The following is a 20,933-nucleotide window of genomic DNA, read 5'->3' as shown; positions in this document are numbered from 1 at the left end:
TTGCGGTTCGGTAGGATAAGTCATATTCAAGATCTCCGAGGGTATAAGAACCCTAGAGATAAGAGCTGAATACTGTTAAACAAGACTGACAAACCAGAACTTATAATCGTTCTAGCCTTTCAGACTGCTGGCTCAGTCCGGGAGGTTAGCTGGCTTTGAGTGGTGCAAACACTCTTAGTCAGCGATCGATCTCTTTGTGAGTGTGAGTCGATCGGACTCCCTCAGTCCATCTCTAGGTAAGTACTGGCTAGCCTGTTGCAATGAAGGTAGCCACTTTTCAACGTATCAGAGTCTTTCGCTGGAAGCAATACTGATGTTTAGCGAAGCTCCTCGTAGATTTCAACGATGAGGTTGTCGATAAGCTCACGTTTGAGTATCTGTACGGATGTTGTACTGTCAGTCTTTACAAGCAGTACATAAAGCTTGTGTGATTTTCCTGATAAATCATCAATAACCGAATGAATTATCCCATTGGGCTAGGCACACTGGAAGCAGGCATGATGGCAACCCCCACATTATGAGCATGACAACCACCAGTCTTCAATCCGCCCTGCAAAGCCTTCCTGATGGTGCTCCAGAAGAAATCGTCAGGAAGTGTTTTGCACCTCAATTTCTAGAAGCTTTAGGCTTTCAAACCCAGGAGGTTTATCCTCAGTACTCTACTGGAAATGGAGATTTGGTCGATGAAGCAGCTAGAAAAACTGTTGGAGACGATATTTTCTTACGTACAAAATCCAATCCTTATCTTCTTATAGAGTGGAAGGGAAGAAATATCAATTTATCTAATAATTCTGCACAATATCAAAGCACAGTTAGACAAATAAAGCGATATCTACTTGCGCCCAATTGTAAAACTGCACAGTGGGGAATTATTGTTAATTCCTACCATATACAGCTATTCCGAAAGCACGGAAAAGTAGTGTATCCTGCAACTCAATGTATTCCATTAAATAACGAAAACATTGATGAAACGGTTGCCTCAATCCGAAAAAAGATTGAAGCCCCCACTAAGGCTTTAACTGTTGCACTCTATAACAACAAGGGTGGAGTCGGCAAGACTACAACCACAGTCAATCTGGCAGCTATCCTAGCTTTTCTAGGAAAGAAAGTATTGGCGATAGACTTTGACCCGAATCAGCAGGATTTAACGAGCGCATTAGGTATTCCGTTAAGTGACGGCATTGTCTATAAGGCTCTTACAGAAAGAGATCCGGAACTCCAAAGCGCGATACATCATTACAAGTTTCCTCTGAGAAGGGGGGAGCTTAGATTTGATGTAATTCCGGCTGATAGGCATTTCGCAAACGCAGGAGATATTATATTTGATCAATTTTCTAGACGCGATATATTGCATAAGAAGCTGGAATTTGCAAGGCAGGAATATGATTACATTCTGATAGACTCTCCACCCAATTGGCGCACTTTCAGCAGACTCGCTGTTTTTGCGGCTGATGTTGTTCTCATTCCTACAAAGCATAACAATCTCTTCTCCTTAGAGAATGCAGCAACCGCAATCAAGAAGTTTATTCCTGAGATACAGGCTGAGAAAGCTGATGGCAGCCCCATTGCATTACCAATTTTCTTTAATGGCGAGAAGATTACGCAACCTCAACTGGCAACAGCTCAGAAGGAAATTCACAGCATTCTTCAAGCTACTAAGAAAGAGGGATTTAATTTAGTCCCTTACTTTTTTCCCAAGTACACTCCCACAACAAAAGACCTTCACATTCTTCAAGTACCCAGCTACGCCATTATCGCGGGTGCTGCATTTTCTCGGACTCCTGCGGTTTATCGCGATCGATCGGCTCATGAGTATTACAAGAATTTAGCTAAGGAGTATTTCTTACAATGAGTAACCTCAACTATGTTGGAACTTTAATGTATTTGTATTTGGATGAAATTGAACCGGGAGAAGGAAGCGATTCTTCAGAATTTCTGATCAAAGCCTCTGCCCATCTCCTCAATCAAAAAGGCGGAAGAAATTGGATTCCTGTAATTGTCAAAGAGACTGGAAAGGATAAATACCAAGTCATCGGTAACTCATTCGTCTATGCCGTTGCAGAAGAGGCTGGCTTAGAGCGAATCTGGTGCATTATCGCTGATGATAGTAGCGAAACGGCTGAAGTCGTCAAAGTTCTTGCGGGTGAAGATATACCAAAAATTAACCTCTCGAAGGCATCTAGAGATGATATCAGGTCAGGGTTGGAATACTTGATTGAACAACCGGGAAGCATTCTTAAAACCGTTAAACTTGCGGTAGCTACAAATCGCATTGATGAGGCTCCTCGCCAGTATTGGAAAACGTTAGACCCGATTATTAACTTAAAGTGTGGCATCACGAAGGGCAAAAAGCTCGACGCTCTAAAGGAGATATTCTATCTAACCCCTCAGCCGATGCCCGATACAATTGCCGATGCTGGCATTCTCAAAACAATGTCAACGGCAGACTTAAAGGCAATGGCGAAGAAACGAGGAATTGCTGGTATCAGCAAAATGAAAAAGGATGATCTTGTTGAGGCGTTGAGTACTCCCTTGAAATAGCCAGATATAAATACTGGAGTTTAGATTGCTTGCCCGATCGCCCCTGCAATCTCCTGAGCAGTTGCGTCTGTTGCTAGGGTTGCCCGATCGAGTATCAGGCAGGATCTCTTAGAAGAGTAATGGCTCTAGCTTTCGTTGCACTTCTTCGACTATATCCTCTGGTACAGCTTCGACAAACTGAACACCCCGTGCTTTCCAATCCAGACACTTAATCTGATCAGTTAAAATTACGCCGTAAGTTTTCAGACCAGTAGGAAGAACGACCTCAAAGGGATATCCCTTCTGCTGCTTTGTGATAGGCATGAATAAAGCAAGAGAGGTTTTCCGGTTGTAGGCAAGGGGGGAAATGACAAAAGCAGGTCTTAACCCTTTTTGCTCATGTCCTTTTGTCGGATCGAAATTCAAGAAAACAACATCTCCTCGATTCGGAATGTAGAAATCTGCTGGCTCTACCAAATTTCGTTCCCCATCACAATTCCGCTATCGACCTCAGCATGAAGATTTTCTGGTGTGATTGCTTCAACCAGCTCATCCAGCGAATACTTCTTAAGGCTCTTAGGTTTGAGAACCAAGCAGCCATCAATGATGCTGATATCGACTTCTGACCCTTCAGAGAGGTTTATTTCTTTTGCTAAACTCTGTGGAATCCGAACAGCAAGACTGTTTCCCCACTTGGCAACAGACGCAGACATAAGACTCCTCTAACTCATCAAAGCAATTTTTGATTGAGCTGTACCTACTTAGTATATACGATGTATACACAATGAACAGTGGCAGCCGAACTTGACTCAATTCTGATAGACAAAATTGGTCGCACTCCCCACCCATTCCTAATCGGACATTCCCCCTCGGCACAGGGTATTCGATCGCAGTATCCTAAAAGTACGGATGCTCTAGGTTTTTGGACAAACCTGAGTAGACCTAAGCGGATATTTGCCCCTATCCTCACCCCCGATCGCCTGTGACGACTACCAAACCCATCCCCCTCGTTAAAGATCCCGATCGCTTGGAAGCCCGCCTTAAAGAAATTCCCCCTGAGCCGGGGGTGTATTTTATGCGCGATGCGGACGATCGCATTATTTACATCGGCAAATCCAAGAAACTGCGGGCGCGGGTGCGTTCTTATTTCCGGGAGCATAGCGGCCACAACGAGCGGATTGCGCTGATGGTGCGGCAGGTGATGGATATTGAGTTTATCGTCACCGACACCGAAGCCGAAGCACTTGCGCTGGAAGCGAATCTAATCAAGCAGCACCAGCCTCACTTCAATGTGCTGCTGAAGGACGACAAGAAGTATCCCTATCTCTGCATTACCTGGTCAGAGGAATATCCCCGGATTTTTATTACGCGCAATCGGCGATCGGGCAAGGCGCAGGATCGCTACTACGGTCCTTATGTAGATGTTTATGCGCTCAGAAGTACGCTGCGATTGGTGAAGCGGATCTTTCCGCTGCGTCAGCGTCCTCAGCCGTTACACAAAGATCGAACCTGTCTCAACTTCGATATTGGTCGCTGTCTGGGCGTTTGTCAGAAGATGGTGGACACGGAAAACTATCGCAAGATGATGCAGCGGGTCGCAATGATCTTCCAGGGACGGACGACTGAACTCGAGGAAATTCTGACGCAGCATATGGAGAAGGCTGCCGAGGCGTTGAACTTTGAGCATGCCGCGCGGCTCCGGGACCAGATTCGCGGACTTGAGGCATTGACTGCTGATCAAAAGGTGGCACTGCCAGACGATACGGTCTCCAGAGATGCGATCGCGTTGATGGCAGACGACCACCATGCCTGCGTGCAGTTGTTCCAGATTCGGGCGGGTCGTTTGGTCGGTCGATTGGGATTTGTAGCAGATGCTCAGTCGGGGACACCGGGCGCGATTTTGCAGCGCGTTTTGGAAGAGCATTTCTCGACGGTTGATCCGGTGGAAATTCCTGCCGAGATTTTGACGCAGCATGAGCTACCGGAACAGGAGATGCTGTCCGAGTTTCTGTCCGATCGCCGGGGTCGCAAAGTCAATATCTATGTGCCGCAGCGACAGACCAAGGCAGACCTGATTGAGATGGTTGAGCGCAATGCCGGATACGAGCTTGCCCGGACTCAGCGATTTGCCGATCGCAATAATCAGGCGATGCTTGATCTAGCAACGATTTTGGATTTGCCCGATCTGCCCCACCGCATCGAAGGCTACGATATTTCCCACATTCAGGGGTCGGATGCGGTCGCCTCCCAAGTGGTCTTTATCGATGGGCTTCCTGGCAAGCAGCACTATCGCCACTACAAAATCAAGAATCCGACGGTGCGATCGGGTCACTCGGATGACTTTGCGAGCATGGCAGAAGTGATTCGGCGACGGTTCCGCAAGTATGCTCAAGACCCGAATATTAAGCGCGTCGGCAACCCCGATTTTCCCGATCTGGTGATGATCGATGGCGGGAAGGGTCAGCTCTCAGCCGTGGTAGAAGTGCTGCGGGACTTGAATTTGCTGGAAGATGTCAAGGTCGTCAGTTTGGCAAAGCAGCGGGAAGAGATTTTCCTGCCCGGTGAGTCGTTGCCGCTGCAAACCGAAGCCGAACAGCCCGGAGTCCAGCTCCTTCGCCGTCTGCGAGATGAGGCACACCGATTTGCTGTCAGCTTCCATCGACAGCAGCGCAGCGATCGAATGCGGCGTTCCCGCTTAGATGAGATTCCCGGACTGGGACACCATCGCCAGAAAGAGCTGCTGGCACATTTTCGATCGATTGATTATTTGCGAGAAGCAAGCCCGAAGCAAATTTCAGAAGTACCGGGGATTGGTCCTAAGCTGGCGCAGCAAATCTACGACTACTTCCATCCTGAACTTCAGTCCGAGGAGGATCTGGAAGACGTGGTGGCATCACCAGGGAGCTGAAAAATTCCATGTTTCAGGCAACTCGGCGGCGGCTGGCACTCTGGTACACGGCAGTAACGGCGGTGCTGCTGCTGCTGTTTGCGATCGGTGTTTATGGGTATGTGCGAAATACCCTGGTTGAGCGGATCGATGACACCCTCAGTCATGTGGTCGAGGTCGTGCAGCGATCGCTCGTGATCGAACCTGTGAATCCTGACGATCTGCTGGCAAATCCGCGCCTCAAAATTAATCTAGAAGCCAGTTTTCGCAGCAATGCAGAGGCGATCGATGATGACCATATCGATCTGGAGTGGTTCAGCCCGACTGGGGAAGCGTTGTGGTCTACGTTTTCTGTGCCGCTCAACGTTCCTGTGCATCCTAGCAGCGGCGAAACGGTGCGCGTCCAGGACGATCAGCTTCTCCGGCAGGTAACGCAGCGCGTCCAGGTGGGGCGACAGGTGTTGGGCTATTTGCGGGTGAGCCATCCCTGGTTTGAGGTGACAAAGCCAACGCGACAGCTCATGGTGGATTTGAGCCTGTGGATGGTCGCAGGACTGATAGCAGTTGCGGGAATTGGCTGGCTGCTTTCAGGGTTGGCAATGGCTCCAGTGAAAGACTCTTATCAGCGACTGCGTCAATTTACGGCGGATGCGTCCCACGAGCTGCGAAACCCGATCGCCGTGATTCAAACGAATGTACAGGTTGCCCTGGCAGACCCCGATCCATCGCTTCAGCAAGATCAGCTTCAGGTGATCGAACGCCTGACGCGCCGCCTGGGACGACTGGTAGACGATCTTCTATTTTTGGCACGGCAGGATAGCAGCCTTGCTCCCTTGAAGTCCGACCCGATCGACCTGGACTACCTGCTGAAAGAAGTGATCGAAGAACAGCAGGCGATCGCCACTGACAAAAACCTTGCCCTCAGCTTTAATCCCCCAACTCACAAAGAAGGCTACCGAATGCAGGGCGATCGAGACCAAATCTCTCGTCTGTTCACCAATTTGATCGGCAATGCGCTTCAATACACTCCTGCGGACGGCAAAGTCGAAGTGACGCTGCAACGACTGAAACCAAACGGCATTCTCCAGGTGCAGGTCAAAGACACGGGCATTGGCATTCCGGCAGAGTCGCTGCCCCACTTATTCGATCGCTTTTATCGCGTTGATCCGGCTCGGAGTTCCAATAGCAGTAAACCCCCTGGAAAGACCACCGGATCAGGACTGGGATTGGCGATCGCCAAAGTTATTGTCGAAAATCATCATGGTCAAATCCAGGTCGAAAGCACGTTACATCAAGGCACGACTTTTACAGTGACGCTGCCGATGCGAACAGAAACACGAATTACGATTCCGGTATAACCCTGCGTTGAAGCGGACATTCGAGAGCTATTGGTAATGATGCAAGGGTTATTGACTTTGGATTGAACAGAAATTGCCATAAGTGCAAGACCTGTATTTCAAGTTGATGCTTAATGCTAACCGACTGTCTCCAAGGAATAACCCAACCGATCGCCTGGCGGTATAACAGCTCAAATCGGCGGCGGCAATAATTCCAAATTTAGCGCGAGTAACTCTTGACCGTCCGCTGCATTTGAATAGTTAGGCTTCATTCTTTCTGATTAATGGCACCAAGTGCAGCATGTAATCTCGTTTTCCAATTGGCACACCGGCCATGCGAAGAATATCGTAAGCCGTGACCATATGGAAGTAAAAGTTTGGAATTAGAAATTCATTTATGTAGGCATTACCAGGCAACTCGATGTAAAGGCTCTGGCCCAAGTCAATGCGCGTCACCTCAGCTAGCTTTGCATCTTCAGCGTTAACACCCAAAAGAAGTTCCTTAGTGTTTGCTATATGCTCGTATGCCTGCGTGAGAGATATGACGTCTGGATCTAGATTATTTGCAGGTTTGCCATCACACCAAAGAGCAAAGTTACGTGGTTGATTACAGGTGAAAGCAATCTGTGTACCGAAGGGAAGCATATCAACCGCAATGCGTTTTTGAAGGAACGACTCGTCATCACAAAAGTGAGTCTGAGCTGACTTCAAGAGATGCTCAAGAGTTGCTAAGCGGCTTTGAAAGAGGTTTCGGATTAAATCTATATTCTGACTTTGCATTTTGTGCTTCCTTAATATTTATTCTATGAATTCTAGCTGTACTTAGAATAGACTGCAGCCTAACGGCAAATGCAGCGGTTGATAGGAACTTGGTAATACCGCCAGCTTGAACCAGCAGTCCGCTACCATGACATGCTAGCTGGCTGCCACCACCCAAGTTCAAAAACAAGCCTCTACCGTACTACCATGACTAATCGCCCTCTTACATTAGCCTTCACCCATTACTTTCATGAATGTGCCTCAGTCTAAATTTTCTGAGAATCGACCGATAACAATTGATGAGCTATACCAATTTGAGACTTTAAATCTACGATTCTGGATTGCGGATGTCTTTCCAGATGGTTGCAGCATCAGAATTTGTAGCCAGCAAAAATTGAAATGCTATGAATGGTTGACATAAAAACCGTCCAGACGGTACAGTTAACTTATAGGCACTTCCACGCTTTTGGCAATCTAGCTCTTGATTGTTCAAGAGTGTAATGCATCTACGTTTCCTGCTACTTTCTTGGTCATTTCTATGGCTACTACCAAAAAATCAAAATCTCGATCAGCTACTCGTGAAATACTTCTGCGAGCTGCCAGTCAAGTTGTAATTGACAAGGGTGTTGAGGCGTTAACGCTAGATGCTGTTGCACAACAAGCTGGAGTCAGTAAGGGAGGGCTACTCTATCATTTCCCTAACAAAGATGCGTTGATGGGAGGTATGGTTGAACAACTGATTCAGGATTTTGAAACGGTGCTGCAAACTGAGTTTGACCAGGATGATGCACCAGGAACACCAGGACAGTGGGTGCGGGCATACATTCGAGCAACGCTACGCTTTAGCAAACAATCGCTAGCATTAATTGCCCGTCTTACTTCGATCGCGGCTGACTCGCCTAATCTATTTGAAGCTGCCAAAGCCTACGAACAGCAGTCGCGACAGCGGATTGAAACTAGTGGGATTGATCCCACAAAAGCAACGATTATTCTGTTGGCGACCGATGGTTTGTGGCTCTCAGAAGTGTTTCAGGTTGGCACTCTAGACGAACCTCGTCTCACTCAGGTTGTGGAAACGTTGCTTGCGATGACACGAATCGACCAATGAGTTAGCTAATTTTTTCAATCTGTTGATTCAACGCTGATGATTCCAGTTCATTCAGTCAATTTGTCCTGCAAATGTTTTGTGATTTACCACCTTAAATTGCATACTCATCATGCCGATTATTCAGTACATGACCAAAGCACTCACAACCTGGTCAGTTGGATTTTTTCCCTATTTTGAGGTTTACGCTGCAGTCGCAGCGGGGATGGCAATGAAACTGGATCCGGTTTCATCGGTGGTTTGGGGAGTATTGGGCAACTTTACGCCCATCCCTCTGCTGTTGTGGGGCTATAGCCGCCTGATGCGTGTTCCTCAATTACGCGCTTGGTTATTGCGGATGGAAAGACGGGGTGGACAAAGAGTAAAACACGCTTTCGATCGCTATGGAGCCTGGTTTCTGATTCTTATGACCCCAATTCTTGGCAGTTGGACGATCGCCGTTGTTAGCCCCATCATCGGTATCCATCCCAGGCGAATACTCCTATTTTCATTCATTGGCATCACTCTCTATGGCGTGGTTACGGCTGTGGCGATCGCTTCTGGTATGAGCTGGTTCATGCACCATTAAGCTCCAACTCCAACATTCAGTTTCTAACTTGTTTGTCACCTATCCGTCAGATCGCGAGAATCTGGCTCGGTTCAATCTGCAAATTGTTTGTTCATGTACAGGAAAATTGATCATGCAAGCCAATCAACCATCGATTACAACACCAATGACTGAACTGTTTGGCAATCCCTTTCCCTGGTATGCCAAAATGCGTCGTGAAGCGCCCGTGTTCTATGACGCAGAGCAGCAAAGCTGGATGGTATTTCGCTACGAAGATGTGAAACGAATATTTGCAGATTGGCAAACGTTTTCATCAAAAATCCCCCATCCACCAGAGCAAACCGATTTAACCCAAAGCCTGAACTACACCGACCCGCCCAAACATCAGTCGCTGCGATCGCTTGTTGGCAAAGTATTTACGGCTCGTCGGGTAGAAGAACTAGCACCGCGTATTACTCAAATTACCCATGAATTGATCGATAAAGTTCAGGGTCAAGAGCGGATAGACTTCATGCATGACTTGGCAATTCCACTGCCAATCATTGCGATCGCTGAAATCTTGGGTATTCCGATTGAAGATCGCGATGACTTTAAACAATGGTCAGATGGCATTGTCGTGTATGATACGAGCGCACTGAAAGCAATGGCTGACTACTTCCGGCATTTGCTAGATCAACGGCGACAGCATCCTGGCAAAGACTTAATCAGTGATTTAATTGCCGCTCACGAAACTGGTGAAGCGCTGACGGCTCAAGAACTGGTGGATTTCTGCATGGTGCTGCTAATAGCTGGCAATGAAACCACAACCAACTTGCTGGGGAATGCCATTCTTTGCTTTTACGAATATCCAGAAGCCTATGAGCGGTTGAAGCAGGAGCCTCAATTGCTGCCATTAGCGATCGAGGAAGTATTGCGCTATCGATCATCAATCCAGGGGATAGAACGGTTTACTAAAGTCGAAACCCAACTGGGAGGACAGACGATTCCGGCAGGACAAATGGTAATCGTTTGGATGGGGTCAGCCAATCGGGATGAGTCTCAGTTTGATCGCCCTGATGAATTTGTCGTCGATCGTGATCCTAATCCACATTTGGCTTTTGGTAATGGCATTCACTTTTGTTTGGGTGCGCCCCTAGCTCGTCTAGAAGGCAAAATCGTGCTGAGTACAATGCTAGAACGCCTGCCCAATCTACGCATGGATCCAAACGCCACGCTGGAATTTATTCCCTCAACGGGGGTGCATGGCGTTAAGTCCTTGCCTGTCCTGCTTTAACCATCAGAGGCTGAGCTATCTGATATATCGTTATCCTTGGTACAGATAGATGCGATCGCTCGGCAACCAATAAATGGGAGCGAGAACTTCTAAATGCTGCAAACGTTGTTAAGCCAGTAATCTGACAAAACACTCTGAGCGATTGTCAAAGAGTTACCAAGGCGATCGCTCATTGGATTACGAGTGCAAAGTTTTTGAACGAAGCCAGCTAACGGTTCTGGTCAGCGGTTGCTGGCACCTTGGCATCCAACTCAAGCGGCTTCGGTTAGTCCGCTGCCCCCGAATTGTTATACTGCGGTAATTTCTAAGTAATGACACGAAGATAATTGAATTAGATCAACGATTTCCCAAGAAAAAGTAGATGTTATCAAGCGTTAGAATCAGCTTTAGAGCAAACTCCTGAGTATATACATCGTCCTGCGCTACCCCGTGTGCAACAGAGTGCCTGCTCTCAGGTGCATAACCTGCCTGAACATCAAAATCTCTAAATACATAATCATTCAGGTAATCTAGAAACTTATCTGGAAAACACAAAGAACCTAGACTACTAAACTTATTTTTTCCTTGATTTGATATGTATTCTTTTAATTCTCTAAAATTTGGTTTTTTGCCGAAGTCTTGATGATAAGCAACTCTAATAATACCTTCCAATTCAGTCGCCAAAGTTTTAACAGCACTAATATAACCATCTTCTGTGTTGGTCAAATAACTGTTAATCCCAGCCTGAATAATTTTTCTATTTCTAGCGAAAAGAGAATTCTGCCACCAGTTTGATATGAGAGTTGATATTCTTTGCTCATTAAATGAATCTATCAACTCTTGTAATATGGAGGGATATTTTCCGCCTTCCTGATAGTAAAGTTGTACTTTTTCCATGCCGTTATTAATGATAGCTACGAAGGGAAACCAGCCATCCTCTACCATTTGCTTAAAATTACTGCTGTTCTCTAGAAACAAATATTCGCTAAGGTAAGCAAGCCTCCTATAACACGCCCCCATTTCATTTAAGGTTGAACGACCATTGAGATTTCCACTCAAATCAAAAAACAGACCAAAATGCCAGTTTTCGCGGAACAGCCAGACAATCCTGTCTCCGTCTTCTGGATTCAAATCAATTACAATATCTTGAAAGAAAACCGCAATTATATCCGCCAAATTGTTCTTAAAAACGGCTCGATATGGCTCAATAGGAGTCTTAGAAATTGCTGTCACACCAAAAGGAAATTTTTGGTAGACATAAGCTTTGTTATTAGGTTTAATAAGTACCAAAAGTGAGTTAAGAAATGAACCAGGATCTGTCCCAAGAATTGGAGACAGAAGTTGCGTTGCAAAGAGAGGAAAGTGTTCATCTAAAGAAGAAGTGAACATTTTCTGAATTACTTTTCCTTCTTTTCCTGGCAAGATTGTTTCAGCAGCAAGTCCAGCTAACTGAAAATCATCGATAATCTTAGGCTCATAAACTTCTTGCACCTGCACAACTTTATCTTCTGCCATAGTGACCTTCGTTTGCTGTATCCCTAAATAAATTCTTGGGAAACTAGAGTCTAACAGATCACCTTCAGGTAACTGCTCACACCAAGAACTCAGCAGTATAACTATTATTTAGGCTGAACTCGTTCGGGCTATCTACCCTGTAGAGGCAATTAGGCTGAGTGAATTCTGTCTAATCGCTCCAATTGGACATTAGCTCGACATAGTTTCCGCATAATCCCCCTGATTTCAGCCATTAGCCCGAATCCTGAGAGCGTTTCTTCGGTCTGTTTTGCCTTTTATTCTGCCTAAGATTCTAAAAACGCAATTAGCCTGAATCAAGGGTATTTCGATCGAATTACAGCCTAGACCAAAGCTATTTCTGATCAATCACGATTACCCCGAAGGGGAACTGCTTCGCATCGCCCCAAACATTAGTATTGCGATCGAAGAAAAACTCTGATAGCTTGAACGAGTGGCTCCTTCCATTGCAACAAGTGAGTCACTAACCCTTCCTAGAGATGGACTGAGGGAGTCGATCGACTCACACTCACAAAGAGTATCGATCGCTGACTAAGAGTGTTTGCACCACTCAAAGCCAGCTAACCTCCCGGACTGGTACGAGCAGTCTGAAAGGCTAGAACGATTATAAGTTCTGGCTTGTCAGTCTTGTTTAACAGTATTCAGCTCTTATCTCTAGGGTTCTTATACCCTCGGAGATCTTGAATATGACTTATCCTACCGAACCGCAATCTGCGATCGGTCAAACCTTGCGCGACCGATGCGATCGAGAAGCAGTCAAAATTGCGCTGATTGGCAAGCCTGCGGGCGTGGATCAGTGCGTGATTGAGCTAGAGCGCAGAGGCTTTTGTGACAGCTACGCCTGGAGTCCGCCGATTCCTGTGCCCGAGAATGCGTCAATGCCAAACAGTGCCTCCTTAGGCGCGATCGTTCAGGTTCGATCGGGCGAAGTGATCCGGCTCTACAAACGCTGGTATCTACCCACCGCTCAACGCATTTTCCTCTAGCATCCCTGTCAGAAATCAAGCTCAAAGTCCCCCATTTTTGGGGGATTTAGGGGGCTATCCAAGCGCAACTTCAAATAGACCACTGGCAGATACACCATCGCTTTTGAAGGGGGATTGTAGGAGATCTCAACTCACCAAACTCCGATCAATTGTCAGGTGTCATAATGCGAAAGAGAGGAGCTTATGACCGACGACACCACCCCCAACCCCAATTCTCCCGACCTCAATTCCCTCCAGGAGGGAACAGCTTTGCAGCGCCAGCTCGAAGAGACGATCGCCAGTTTTAGCAACCTGCAAGCCGATTTGCACTATCGACAGGCGCAGGACGTGTTGCGCGATCTGGTGCAGCGGATGAAGCTGACTGCGAGAGAGCGATCGGAATTAGAAGGGGAGCTGAACAGCTTGGAGACTTTGCGAGATAAGCTCGATCGCCAGGTCGTGCAGATTGCGGTGTTTGGCATGGTGGGACGGGGCAAGTCTTCGCTGCTGAATGCTTTGCTGGGGCAGGAAATTTTTGAGACGGGGGCGATTCATGGCGTAACGCAAACGGTTCAATCGGCAGAATGGCAAACTACACCCTGGCAAGCCGAGCGGCAGGCACTTCCGGGCAGTGATCAGGAATTGTGGAAAGTGTCGCTGCGGGGGACGGGTCAGGTGCAGGTCGAGCTGATCGACACCCCGGGAATTGATGAGGTTAACGGCGAAACCCGCGAACAATTGGCGCGGCAGCTAGCAGAGCAGGCAGATTTGATTTTGTTTGTCGTCGCAGGCGATATGACACGGGTAGAATTTGAGGCGTTGTCGGCACTGCGGCAGGCGAGTAAGCCAATTTTACTAGTGCTGAACAAAATGGATCAGTATCCCCAAGCCGATCGCCTTGCTATCTACGAAAAGATTCGCGATGAGCGGGTGAAAGAACTGCTGTCGCCGGACGAGATTGTGATGGCATCGGCTGCCCCCCTCGTTGCCAGAGCCGTGAAGCGATCGGACGGAAAGCTGGTTCCTCACCTTAGCCGTGGGTTGCCGCAGGTGGATCAGGTCAAGCTAAAGATTCTCGAAATTCTGAATCGGGAAGGCAAATCGCTGGTCGCACTCAACACGATGCTGTTTACTGACAACGTGAACGAGCAAATCGTGCAGCGCAAGCTCGAAATCCGCGATCGGAGTGCAAACGAAGCAATCTGGAATTGTGTCATGGCAAAAGCAATGGCAGTTGCGCTAAATCCGGTGACGATGCTGGATCTGGTCGGCGGGGCAGCGATCGACGTGACCTTAATCGTAATCCTATCGCAGCTTTACGGCATTCCCATGACTCAGCAGGCGGCGATCGGGCTACTGCAAAAAATTGCGCTGAGTATGGGCGGTATTACAGCAAGTGAGCTGTTGCTCACCCTGGGGCTAGGTTCTTTAAAGAGCTTGCTGGGCGCGGCGGCTCCGGCAACCGGGGGGCTTTCGCTTGCACCCTATGTGTCTGTAGCAATCACGCAGGCAGGCGTAGCAGGCGTATCGTCCTATGCGATCGGTCAGGTGGCAAAAACTTATCTGGCAAATGGCGCAACCTGGGGATCAGAAAGTCCAAAAGCCGTGGTTACTGAAATCTTGTCTTCCCTGGATGAAGCCTCAATCTTGAGCCGCATTAAAGCAGAACTCCAAGCCAAACTCGATCGATCGGCTTGATCGGGAGCGCAATAGCCAACGCAATAGCCAAGGTGATGTATCAATAAGGCGATATACGCAAAAAGGCGATACACGGAGAGATACAAGAGATATACAAAGCGAGTGCAGGGCTTCATCCCCAGATTGGGATTTTTACCTCTGCACTCCGTTTTTAGCCGATCGCGAGTCTTGCAATTAGACGATTAAAATGCTCTGGCTTGTCAGGCTAGGGCTTCCTTCAAGCTGGGCAAACACGATTGCTTTACGGCTACCCGTGCCGTCTGCATCAAACGCGAGAACGCCTGTCCTCTGGTTATAAATAAAGCGATCGTCTGCGCCAAGTGCTTTTGTCCCCATGTGGAAGTGCTTTGCGTTCAGCGTTCCTGCCTTTAGGCCACCCTTAAAGCTGCGACCGAGCACAACGATTTGATCGCCTTTTTCAAAGTCTGTAATTCGATCGGGTCGCTCTGCTGGCTTCGCAAAAACAAACATATCCTTACCGCTGCCGCCTGTGATCCTGTCTTTGCCCATCCTGCCCAGCATGATGTCGTCACCATCTCCGCCGACCAGGAAATCATCACCCAATCCACCGAAGATCAGGTCATTGCCCGCGCCGCCCTCAATGTAATCTTTGTCGTTGCCACCCGATAGAAAGTCATGTCCATCTTTACCCAACAATCGATCGGCGTTGTCAAGTCCCCATAGGGCATCATTCTCACTGTCGCCTTCATAGCTGTCGCGATCAGGAGTGCCCTCTTTGGTAATGCGATATACCACTCCGGCGATCGGATTATTGCGCTTGAGGTTGAACGGCAAAGAGGCAATAAAAGTGAAAGGCTGAGGCGGCTGGGAAGTAGGCGATTGGGGAGTAGGCGATTGGGAAGTAGGCGAACCTGGCGAACCCGGCGAAGATGGGGACACCGAGGGCTGCTGTACCGGATCGGATGCTTCTTTGACATCACTGACGCGCAAGTTAAACGTCTGACTCACATCGGGTTTGCCTCCCACCGTCGGGTCATCGACTTCCACTGTGACGCTGTAGCTGGATTTGGTTTCGTAATCAATGGCTGTTCCCGCTTTCAAGTAGAGAACACTGTTTTCGATTTCAAACAGGTTTGCATCTGCCCCAGCAAGAGAAAAAGTTTCCCCGCCCAACCCATCGTCCGTGACCGTGATGTTAGCCATTTTGAGACGAGTGGTGGTGTTGGCATTCTCGGCGATCGTAGAAACGGGGTTGAAGAAGTTAAGGGCAGTGGGAGCTTCGTTGACATCAGTGATCGTAAGCGTCAGAGCGTAGCTGGCAGACGGGGCAGAGCCGATCGCTTCATCTTTCACATTGACGACTACGTCATACAGATCTTCCTGCTCGTAATTAACTACTGTTCCTGCCTTTAGATAAAGGGCGTTGTTGTCAATCTCAAATAAGTCGGCATCTTCCTCAGTGAGGAACAGGGTATTGGTGCCTTTTCCATCATCAATGATGCTAATATCGGCGACTTTGACGCGGGTACTGGTGTCTGTATTCTCGGCGATCGTGGTTGCAATATTCGTTAGCTTTAAGCCAGGAGCTTTGTTAGCACTCGTAACGGTGAGCGTGAAAACCTGAGATGCGTCAGGCGTAGCGCCGAGGGCAGGGTCATCGACATTGACCGTTACACTGTAGTTGCCCTTGGTTTCCTGATTCAGAACCGTGTTGGCTTTGAGATACAGGGTGCTGCCGTCAATCTCAAACGAACTCGCGTCGGTTCCGCTCAGGCTTAAAGTGTTGGTTCCCAAGCCGTCATCGCTGGCATTAATCTCTGCAACCTTGGTGCGAGTGGTGGTATCCGTGCTGTCTGCGATCGAGGTCGTGGTATCGGTGAACGTGACGGCAGTGGGAGCTTCGTTCACATTGGTGACGTTCAGCGTGAAAGTCTGACTGGCATCGGGGGTCGCGCCCAGCGCAGAGTCATCCGCATTCACCGTAACGCTGTAGCTGTTCCTGGCTTCGTAATCGAGAACGGTGTTTGCCTTCAGGTAGAGAACATTGCTCTCAATCTCAAACAAACTGGCATCCGCACCGCTCAAGCTCAAAGTGTTGGTTCCCAAACCGTCATCGGTGATGCCAATATCCGCGACTTTAATGCGGGTGCTGGTGCTGGCGTTCTCGGCGATCGAGGTGGTGGTATTGGTCAGCGTCACGGCAGAGGGAGCCTGGTTGCCTGGATTGACCGTGAGCGTGAAGGTTTCTTGTGTTGCGTCTACGCCTCCGTTCGCTGTCCCCCCGTTATCTTTCAAAGTGACGGTGATATTGGCAACGCCAACGACCGCACCTGCCAGCGTATAGGTGAGCTTGCCCGTTGCAGGATCGATCGCAGGTTTTGTCGCAAACAGTGCATCGTTATCAGTTGTCACCACAAAGGTGAGCGTTTGTCCTGCCTCAATCGCGCTGATGTTGGTTGCCCAGTCGATCGATTGAGCAGGCGCATCTGCATTAATGACAATATCCTGACCTTTTGTGAAGATGGGGGCATCATTCACCCCAGTAATATTGATCGTCTTGATCAGGGGCTCACTGGCAGTGCCATCAGCTTCGGTGAGAACAAAGCTGACCGTGCGTGAAGCAGGCGGATCATTCGCAGTGCTGGTATAGCTAACGCGACGTAGCAGGGCAGTGACGACTTCTGGGGTAGCGCTGCTGCTGAAGTTAATCACTAAATTGCTGCCATCGCCACCGCTGATAGAGCCAAGCAGACTTCCCTGGTAAGACAGGTTAAATCCGTCTAGGGTAAAGTCGGCATCGGCACTAATCAACAATCGATCGCTGCTGGTGATGCTGTTAATGCCAATGGTGAGGCTACCGCCGTTAAAGTCTGCTGAGTCAACATCAGTAACGGTGAGATTAGGATCAATGAGCGCGGCGGCAGACTGTTCTTGATAGGCGAGGGCGGGAGCCGTGGTCGTGGTAATGAACTCGTAGTACTTGAGTGTGCCGTTCGCTTCTCCGACGATCGCGTCAAGTTTGCCATCCTGGTTCAGATCAACAAGGCTGGGACTGCTGTAGCCGCCCACATCAATACTGCTGATAGGATTTTTGCTGCCTGTTTGCTCCGCAAAGGTCAGGGCAATGTCGGTGCTTGTATTCTTGTAGTACTTGAGCGTGCCGTCTTCTCCCCCCACGATCGCGTCCAGCCTGCCATCGCCATCAAGGTCAGCAAAGGTTGGACTACTGAAGCCGCCTACATTGATGCCATTAAAAGGATTACTGCTGCCTGTTTGCTCTGCAAAGGTCAGGGCAATGTCGGTGCTTGTATTCTTGTAGTACCTGAGTGTGCCGTTGATTTCTCCCACGACTGCATCTAGCTTGCCATCACCATCGAGGTCGGCGAAGCTGGGGCTGCTGAAACTGCCTACATTGATACCATTAAAAGGATTACTGCTGCCTGTTTGCTCTGTAAAAGCGGGTTCAGTTGCCGTGCCCGTATTGAGGTAGTACCTGAGTGTGCCGCTGACTTCTCCCACGATCGCATCCAGCTTGCCATCGCCACTGAGGTCAGCAAAGGTTGGACTACTGAAGCTGCCGACGTTAATGCCGCTCACGGGATTTTGGCTGCCTATTTGCTGGGTGTACTGGCTACCAAAGCTGAGAACGGGGGCTTTGTTACCTAAGGCAGGCGTACTGAAGCTGTTCATACTGAGACTATCAACAGGATTTTCGGTACCAGTTTGTCCGTTAGGAGAAGTCATTGTAATTCCTGAGCGTAAAGGCAAGAAAGGTTGGAGAACTTGATCAAATCAGTTGTCAGAAAGCTACAGGTTTGTCTGCAAAGCTATCCTGCCTTGGATGGTTAGACAGGGTATTAAGCAGAGCAAGAGAAGCATCTGCACTTTGAGCAAAACGAAGGAAAACAAAAAATCAGAGCAATCCGCTTCTTTTGAGATTCAACAACAAATTAATCAACCGTGGCTCTACCTGAAATAAAGCGGGTGGACTACTTTTAAAAGAGAATATAATGGCATCAGCACCTCACAAATAAAACCTTGAATTGTTAGTAGTTAGTGCAATTAAATAGCGGATGAATTGGGGGAATGGAGAGAACTTTACCCACCTTTCAGGAAAGCTCCAAGCCCGTACTTGATCTCACAGCAATTTGACGCCAGCCACCTCCAGCAATCGCAGCTAACTAGATTTGATACAAAGAAAAGAGACTTGTACAAATGGTTCAATCAACAAGTCGAACTCTTTGGATTATTCCCTTGATTTAGAGATTTCTTGACAACCGTTGACGGGCTTTACAAGATCCTGAAATTGAGATGAACCCTTTTTCATAAATTAGAAACATACGTAAGTAGTACAGAGTAATTCTATGGATTAGAAATGTAGAAATTACTGGAACTGAAAATTTCACTGACAGGAAAAATAGTATTTTTACGGACAAAAATAAGTAAAAGCCGATCGTTGACGATCCGCCTTAGTACAGAACGGTTCTGTATCAAGGTCTACCAAAAGGAGGTTCTGGCTTATTTTCTCGTCGTGCGACGATAACAACAATCAAATTAGAAAAATTCCTTTTGGATGGCAGTATGGTAGAGAGCACAGAAAAGCCGTTTACGTCCGGGGCGGACAGTGTAGAACTGCCGGAAACGCATGGGGCTCTGATTATTATTGGTGGTGCAGAAGATAAGGACGGTGACTGCAAGATTCTCCGAGAATTTGTCCGTCGTGCTGGGGGATTGCAGGCTCGCATTGCGATTATGACGGTTGCAACGGGTTCTCCTAGAGAAGTGGGCGATCGCTATACAGAAGTCTTCAGACGGCTCGGCGTGGAAGATGTGCGGGCAGTCGATACGAGTCGGCGCGAAGATTCCAGCGATCGCGATGTGCTGTCGGCGGTTGAAAATGCCACCGGAATCTTTTTCACAGGCGGCGACCAGGCTCGCATTCTAGAAATTATCAAAGACACCGAACTCGATGATCTGCTGCACAAACGGCTGGCTGGGGGAGCGGTGGTTGCCGGAACCAGTGCGGGTGCTGCCATGATGCCCGACAAGATGATTGTGGTGGGCGAATCTGAAACCAATCCTCGTCCCGATACGGTTGAAATCGATCGCGGCATGGGCTTTTTGCCCAATGTGGTAATCGATCAGCACTTTGCTCAGCGAGGTCGCCTAGGCCGCCTGTTAACTGCTTTGGCTCTGGAGCCTGCAACGATCGGCTTTGGCATCGATGAAAATACTGCCATTATTGTAGATGGTCATATCGTTGAAGTGGTTGGCGAAAGCTCGGTCACGATCGTTGATGAGTCCGAAGCAACCCTCAACAACGTTAACGAACTGCTGAAGGATGAGCCGCTCGCTCTGGGTGGGATTAAGTTGCACATCCTGCCCGCAGGCTTCCGATTTGATCTGAGAACGCGCTCTTGCGTTTGTTAGAAAGCGAGTTCTGCTGCTAGCTGTAATTCTGTTTGCGCTATTCTAGGACGGGCTGCGATCGCCGCAGCTTGTTTTTTTATGCGTTTTTGAGTGCAATTTCTTGAGTTCAGCATGATCGCTTCTGAAGGGTCTGTCCAGGTTGCAGAGATAACCCATTTTGTTTACCAACCGCCTGCTACGGCGCAGAACGCTTGCCGAATCCTCGTGAAGCCAAACCTGGGATATCCCAAAAAGCCGCCAGTCACAGTAAGTATGGGGGTACTGAGTACAGTGCTGCGCGGATTGCGGCAGGCAAGCCCCAATGCAGAAATTTTGATTGTGGAAGGCGTTTGTTCCCCCGTTTCCCTTGGTGAGATTGCCAGTCGCAATGGACTGTATGACGTGATGGATCAGGGAATGCAGCTCATTGATGCCGATACGCTGCCGATGCAGGAATACCCCAATCAATCTCCTCACCCTGCCCGATTTCCCTCAATGCTGGCTCCCACCCTGCTGCAAGAAGTAAACTGTCGGATTAGTGTGGGTGCGCTGAAGCGAACAGTTCTGAAAGAAGAGCCGCTCATCTCTGCGTCGCTCAAAAATCTGTACGGGCTATTTCCCCGCGATCGCTACAAAGCCCGAAGTCCCCATTCACGCGGACAGTTGCATCGCCCCTCCGTGCCCCTTGTGTTGCAGGACGTTTATTTCACAATCGGTCACTTGTTCGACGGAGCAGTGGTCGATGCAAACGAGAAATTTATCAGCGTTGATTGGCAGCCCGATCGTGGCAGTGCCGTTCCAATCGGCAAGGTAATTTGGGGTAATGATTTATTAGCGGTCGATCGGGAAGCCTGCCGGATTGCAGATGAGTTAACGCCAGACTATGTAGAGGCGATCGAGAGAATGAGGGATGAGATTAGAAGCTAGCCTTGAAGTTCCCCTTCTTAAATAAAAAACTTA

The 20,933-nt window shown here is 48.4% G+C and carries 17 protein-coding genes and 1 pseudogene; 13 read left to right on the top strand and 5 right to left on the bottom strand.

Going from position 1 to position 20,933, the window contains the following annotated elements; translation table 11 throughout:
* Positions 1 to 523 precede the first annotated feature (523 nt).
* Together H6F80_RS23380 and H6F80_RS23375 are read left to right on the top strand one after the other, a co-directional pair.
* Complete coding sequence (locus H6F80_RS23380; protein ID WP_242067531.1) at positions 524 to 1,852, top strand: AAA family ATPase; 1,329 nt, start codon at positions 524 to 526, stop codon at positions 1,850 to 1,852.
* Positions 1,849 to 2,541: a Rho termination factor N-terminal domain-containing protein gene (locus tag H6F80_RS23375; RefSeq protein WP_190793921.1), complete on the top strand. Its 693-nt coding sequence runs from the start codon at positions 1,849 to 1,851 to the stop codon at positions 2,539 to 2,541. The genes H6F80_RS23380 and H6F80_RS23375 overlap by 4 nt, the downstream gene beginning before the upstream one ends.
* A gap of 108 nt (positions 2,542 to 2,649) precedes the next feature.
* Here H6F80_RS23375 and mazF read toward each other — a convergent pair whose 3' ends face one another.
* Complete coding sequence (gene mazF / locus H6F80_RS23370) at positions 2,650 to 2,997, bottom strand: endoribonuclease MazF (RefSeq protein WP_190793920.1); 348 nt, start codon at positions 2,995 to 2,997, stop codon at positions 2,650 to 2,652.
* Positions 2,991 to 3,233 (bottom strand): AbrB/MazE/SpoVT family DNA-binding domain-containing protein, encoded by a 243-nt coding sequence (locus tag H6F80_RS23365; protein WP_190793919.1) that lies wholly within the window; start codon positions 3,231 to 3,233, stop codon positions 2,991 to 2,993. The genes mazF and H6F80_RS23365 overlap by 7 nt, the downstream gene beginning before the upstream one ends.
* Positions 3,234 to 3,311: 78 nt before the next feature.
* Here H6F80_RS23365 and H6F80_RS23360 point away from each other — a divergent pair, with 78 nt between their 5' ends.
* From H6F80_RS23360 to H6F80_RS23350, 3 genes are read left to right on the top strand one after another with little or no spacing between them, the layout of a single operon-like run.
* A complete protein-coding gene (locus tag H6F80_RS23360; RefSeq protein WP_190793918.1) occupies positions 3,312 to 3,506 on the top strand; it encodes a hypothetical protein in 195 nt (64 codons plus the stop codon).
* The gene (gene uvrC, locus H6F80_RS23355) at positions 3,503 to 5,428 is read left to right on the top strand and encodes an excinuclease ABC subunit UvrC (RefSeq protein WP_190793917.1); all 1,926 of its coding nucleotides are present in this window, start codon (positions 3,503 to 3,505) and stop codon (positions 5,426 to 5,428) included. Before H6F80_RS23360 ends, uvrC begins: the two co-directional genes overlap by 4 nt.
* Before the next feature lie 8 nt (positions 5,429 to 5,436).
* Positions 5,437 to 6,765 carry a sensor histidine kinase gene (locus H6F80_RS23350; protein ID WP_190793916.1) on the top strand — a complete coding sequence of 443 codons (1,329 nt, stop codon included), beginning with the start codon at positions 5,437 to 5,439 and terminating at the stop codon, positions 6,763 to 6,765.
* A 240-nt stretch (positions 6,766 to 7,005) separates the two neighbouring features.
* Here the strand turns inward: H6F80_RS23350 and H6F80_RS23345 are convergent, their stop codons facing one another.
* Positions 7,006 to 7,524, bottom strand: coding sequence for a DUF1993 domain-containing protein (locus tag H6F80_RS23345; RefSeq protein WP_190793915.1), 519 nt, complete (start codon positions 7,522 to 7,524; stop codon positions 7,006 to 7,008).
* 517 nt (positions 7,525 to 8,041) lie between these two features.
* Between H6F80_RS23345 and H6F80_RS31420 the strand changes: the two are divergent.
* The 4 genes and pseudogenes from H6F80_RS31420 to H6F80_RS23330 form a co-directional block, all read left to right on the top strand.
* Positions 8,042 to 8,209 (top strand): annotated as a pseudogene (locus H6F80_RS31420) (TetR/AcrR family transcriptional regulator); the annotation flags it as partial.
* A gap of 18 nt (positions 8,210 to 8,227) precedes the next feature.
* Positions 8,228 to 8,611, top strand: a complete 384-nt coding sequence (locus H6F80_RS23340; protein ID WP_242067529.1) for a hypothetical protein — start codon at positions 8,228 to 8,230, stop codon at positions 8,609 to 8,611.
* Positions 8,612 to 8,720: 109 nt separating this feature from the next.
* Positions 8,721 to 9,176: a small multi-drug export protein gene (locus tag H6F80_RS23335; RefSeq protein ID WP_190793913.1), complete on the top strand. Its 456-nt coding sequence runs from the start codon at positions 8,721 to 8,723 to the stop codon at positions 9,174 to 9,176.
* A 112-nt stretch (positions 9,177 to 9,288) separates the two neighbouring features.
* Entirely contained in the window at positions 9,289 to 10,428 is a 1,140-nt protein-coding gene (locus tag H6F80_RS23330) for a cytochrome P450 (protein WP_199296776.1), read from the top strand.
* Between the two features lie 336 nt (positions 10,429 to 10,764).
* On the opposite strand, the gene H6F80_RS23325 is transcribed toward H6F80_RS23330, so the two are convergent.
* The gene (locus tag H6F80_RS23325) at positions 10,765 to 11,922 is read right to left on the bottom strand and encodes a hypothetical protein (RefSeq protein WP_199296775.1); all 1,158 of its coding nucleotides are present in this window, start codon (positions 11,920 to 11,922) and stop codon (positions 10,765 to 10,767) included.
* A gap of 704 nt (positions 11,923 to 12,626) precedes the next feature.
* Here H6F80_RS23325 and H6F80_RS23320 point away from each other — a divergent pair.
* Both H6F80_RS23320 and H6F80_RS23315 read left to right on the top strand, forming a co-directional pair.
* Positions 12,627 to 12,926, top strand: coding sequence for a hypothetical protein (locus tag H6F80_RS23320; RefSeq protein WP_190793912.1), 300 nt, complete (start codon positions 12,627 to 12,629; stop codon positions 12,924 to 12,926).
* A 183-nt stretch (positions 12,927 to 13,109) separates the two neighbouring features.
* Entirely contained in the window at positions 13,110 to 14,603 is a 1,494-nt protein-coding gene (locus H6F80_RS23315; protein ID WP_190793911.1) for a GTP-binding protein, read from the top strand.
* 174 nt (positions 14,604 to 14,777) lie between these two features.
* Here the strand turns inward: H6F80_RS23315 and H6F80_RS23310 are convergent, their stop codons facing one another.
* Positions 14,778 to 18,308 (bottom strand): cadherin domain-containing protein, encoded by a 3,531-nt coding sequence (locus tag H6F80_RS23310; RefSeq protein WP_190793910.1) that lies wholly within the window; start codon positions 18,306 to 18,308, stop codon positions 14,778 to 14,780.
* An 837-nt stretch (positions 18,309 to 19,145) separates the two neighbouring features.
* Here H6F80_RS23310 and H6F80_RS23305 point away from each other — a divergent pair.
* Positions 19,146 to 19,994 carry a cyanophycinase gene (locus tag H6F80_RS23305; RefSeq protein WP_190793909.1) on the top strand — a complete coding sequence of 283 codons (849 nt, stop codon included), beginning with the start codon at positions 19,146 to 19,148 and terminating at the stop codon, positions 19,992 to 19,994.
* 111 nt (positions 19,995 to 20,105) lie between these two features.
* Positions 20,106 to 20,900 (top strand): DUF362 domain-containing protein, encoded by a 795-nt coding sequence (locus H6F80_RS23300; RefSeq protein WP_190793908.1) that lies wholly within the window; start codon positions 20,106 to 20,108, stop codon positions 20,898 to 20,900.
* Positions 20,901 to 20,933: the final 33 nt, after the last annotated feature.

It is taken from the genome of Leptolyngbya sp. FACHB-711, assembly GCF_014695615.1.
Lineage (GTDB): Bacteria > Cyanobacteriota > Cyanobacteriia > Elainellales > Elainellaceae > Leptolyngbya_A.
The sequence above is the reverse complement of the archived record's forward strand: the minus strand, read 5'-3'. Positions and strand labels throughout refer to the sequence as shown.

Excerpts from the sequence above, each read along its gene's own strand:
- H6F80_RS23380 (WP_242067531.1), top strand. The coding sequence starts at position 524 with ATGACAACCACCAGTCTTCAATCCGCCCTGCAAAGCCTTCCTGATGGT.
- H6F80_RS23375 (WP_190793921.1), top strand. The coding sequence starts at position 1,849 with ATGAGTAACCTCAACTATGTTGGAACTTTAATGTATTTGTATTTGGAT.
- H6F80_RS23365 (WP_190793919.1), bottom strand. The coding sequence starts at position 3,233 with ATGTCTGCGTCTGTTGCCAAGTGGGGAAACAGTCTTGCTGTTCGGATT.
- H6F80_RS23350 (WP_190793916.1), top strand. The coding sequence starts at position 5,437 with ATGTTTCAGGCAACTCGGCGGCGGCTGGCACTCTGGTACACGGCAGTA.
- H6F80_RS23345 (WP_190793915.1), bottom strand. The coding sequence starts at position 7,524 with ATGCAAAGTCAGAATATAGATTTAATCCGAAACCTCTTTCAAAGCCGC.
- H6F80_RS23340 (WP_242067529.1), top strand. The coding sequence starts at position 8,228 with ATGGTTGAACAACTGATTCAGGATTTTGAAACGGTGCTGCAAACTGAG.
- H6F80_RS23335 (WP_190793913.1), top strand. The coding sequence starts at position 8,721 with ATGCCGATTATTCAGTACATGACCAAAGCACTCACAACCTGGTCAGTT.
- H6F80_RS23330 (WP_199296776.1), top strand. The coding sequence starts at position 9,289 with ATGCAAGCCAATCAACCATCGATTACAACACCAATGACTGAACTGTTT.
- H6F80_RS23325 (WP_199296775.1), bottom strand. The coding sequence starts at position 11,922 with ATGGCAGAAGATAAAGTTGTGCAGGTGCAAGAAGTTTATGAGCCTAAG.
- H6F80_RS23320 (WP_190793912.1), top strand. The coding sequence starts at position 12,627 with ATGACTTATCCTACCGAACCGCAATCTGCGATCGGTCAAACCTTGCGC.
- H6F80_RS23315 (WP_190793911.1), top strand. The coding sequence starts at position 13,110 with ATGACCGACGACACCACCCCCAACCCCAATTCTCCCGACCTCAATTCC.
- H6F80_RS23310 (WP_190793910.1), bottom strand. The coding sequence starts at position 18,308 with ATGACTTCTCCTAACGGACAAACTGGTACCGAAAATCCTGTTGATAGT.
- H6F80_RS23305 (WP_190793909.1), top strand. The coding sequence starts at position 19,146 with ATGGTAGAGAGCACAGAAAAGCCGTTTACGTCCGGGGCGGACAGTGTA.
- H6F80_RS23300 (WP_190793908.1), top strand. The coding sequence starts at position 20,106 with ATGATCGCTTCTGAAGGGTCTGTCCAGGTTGCAGAGATAACCCATTTT.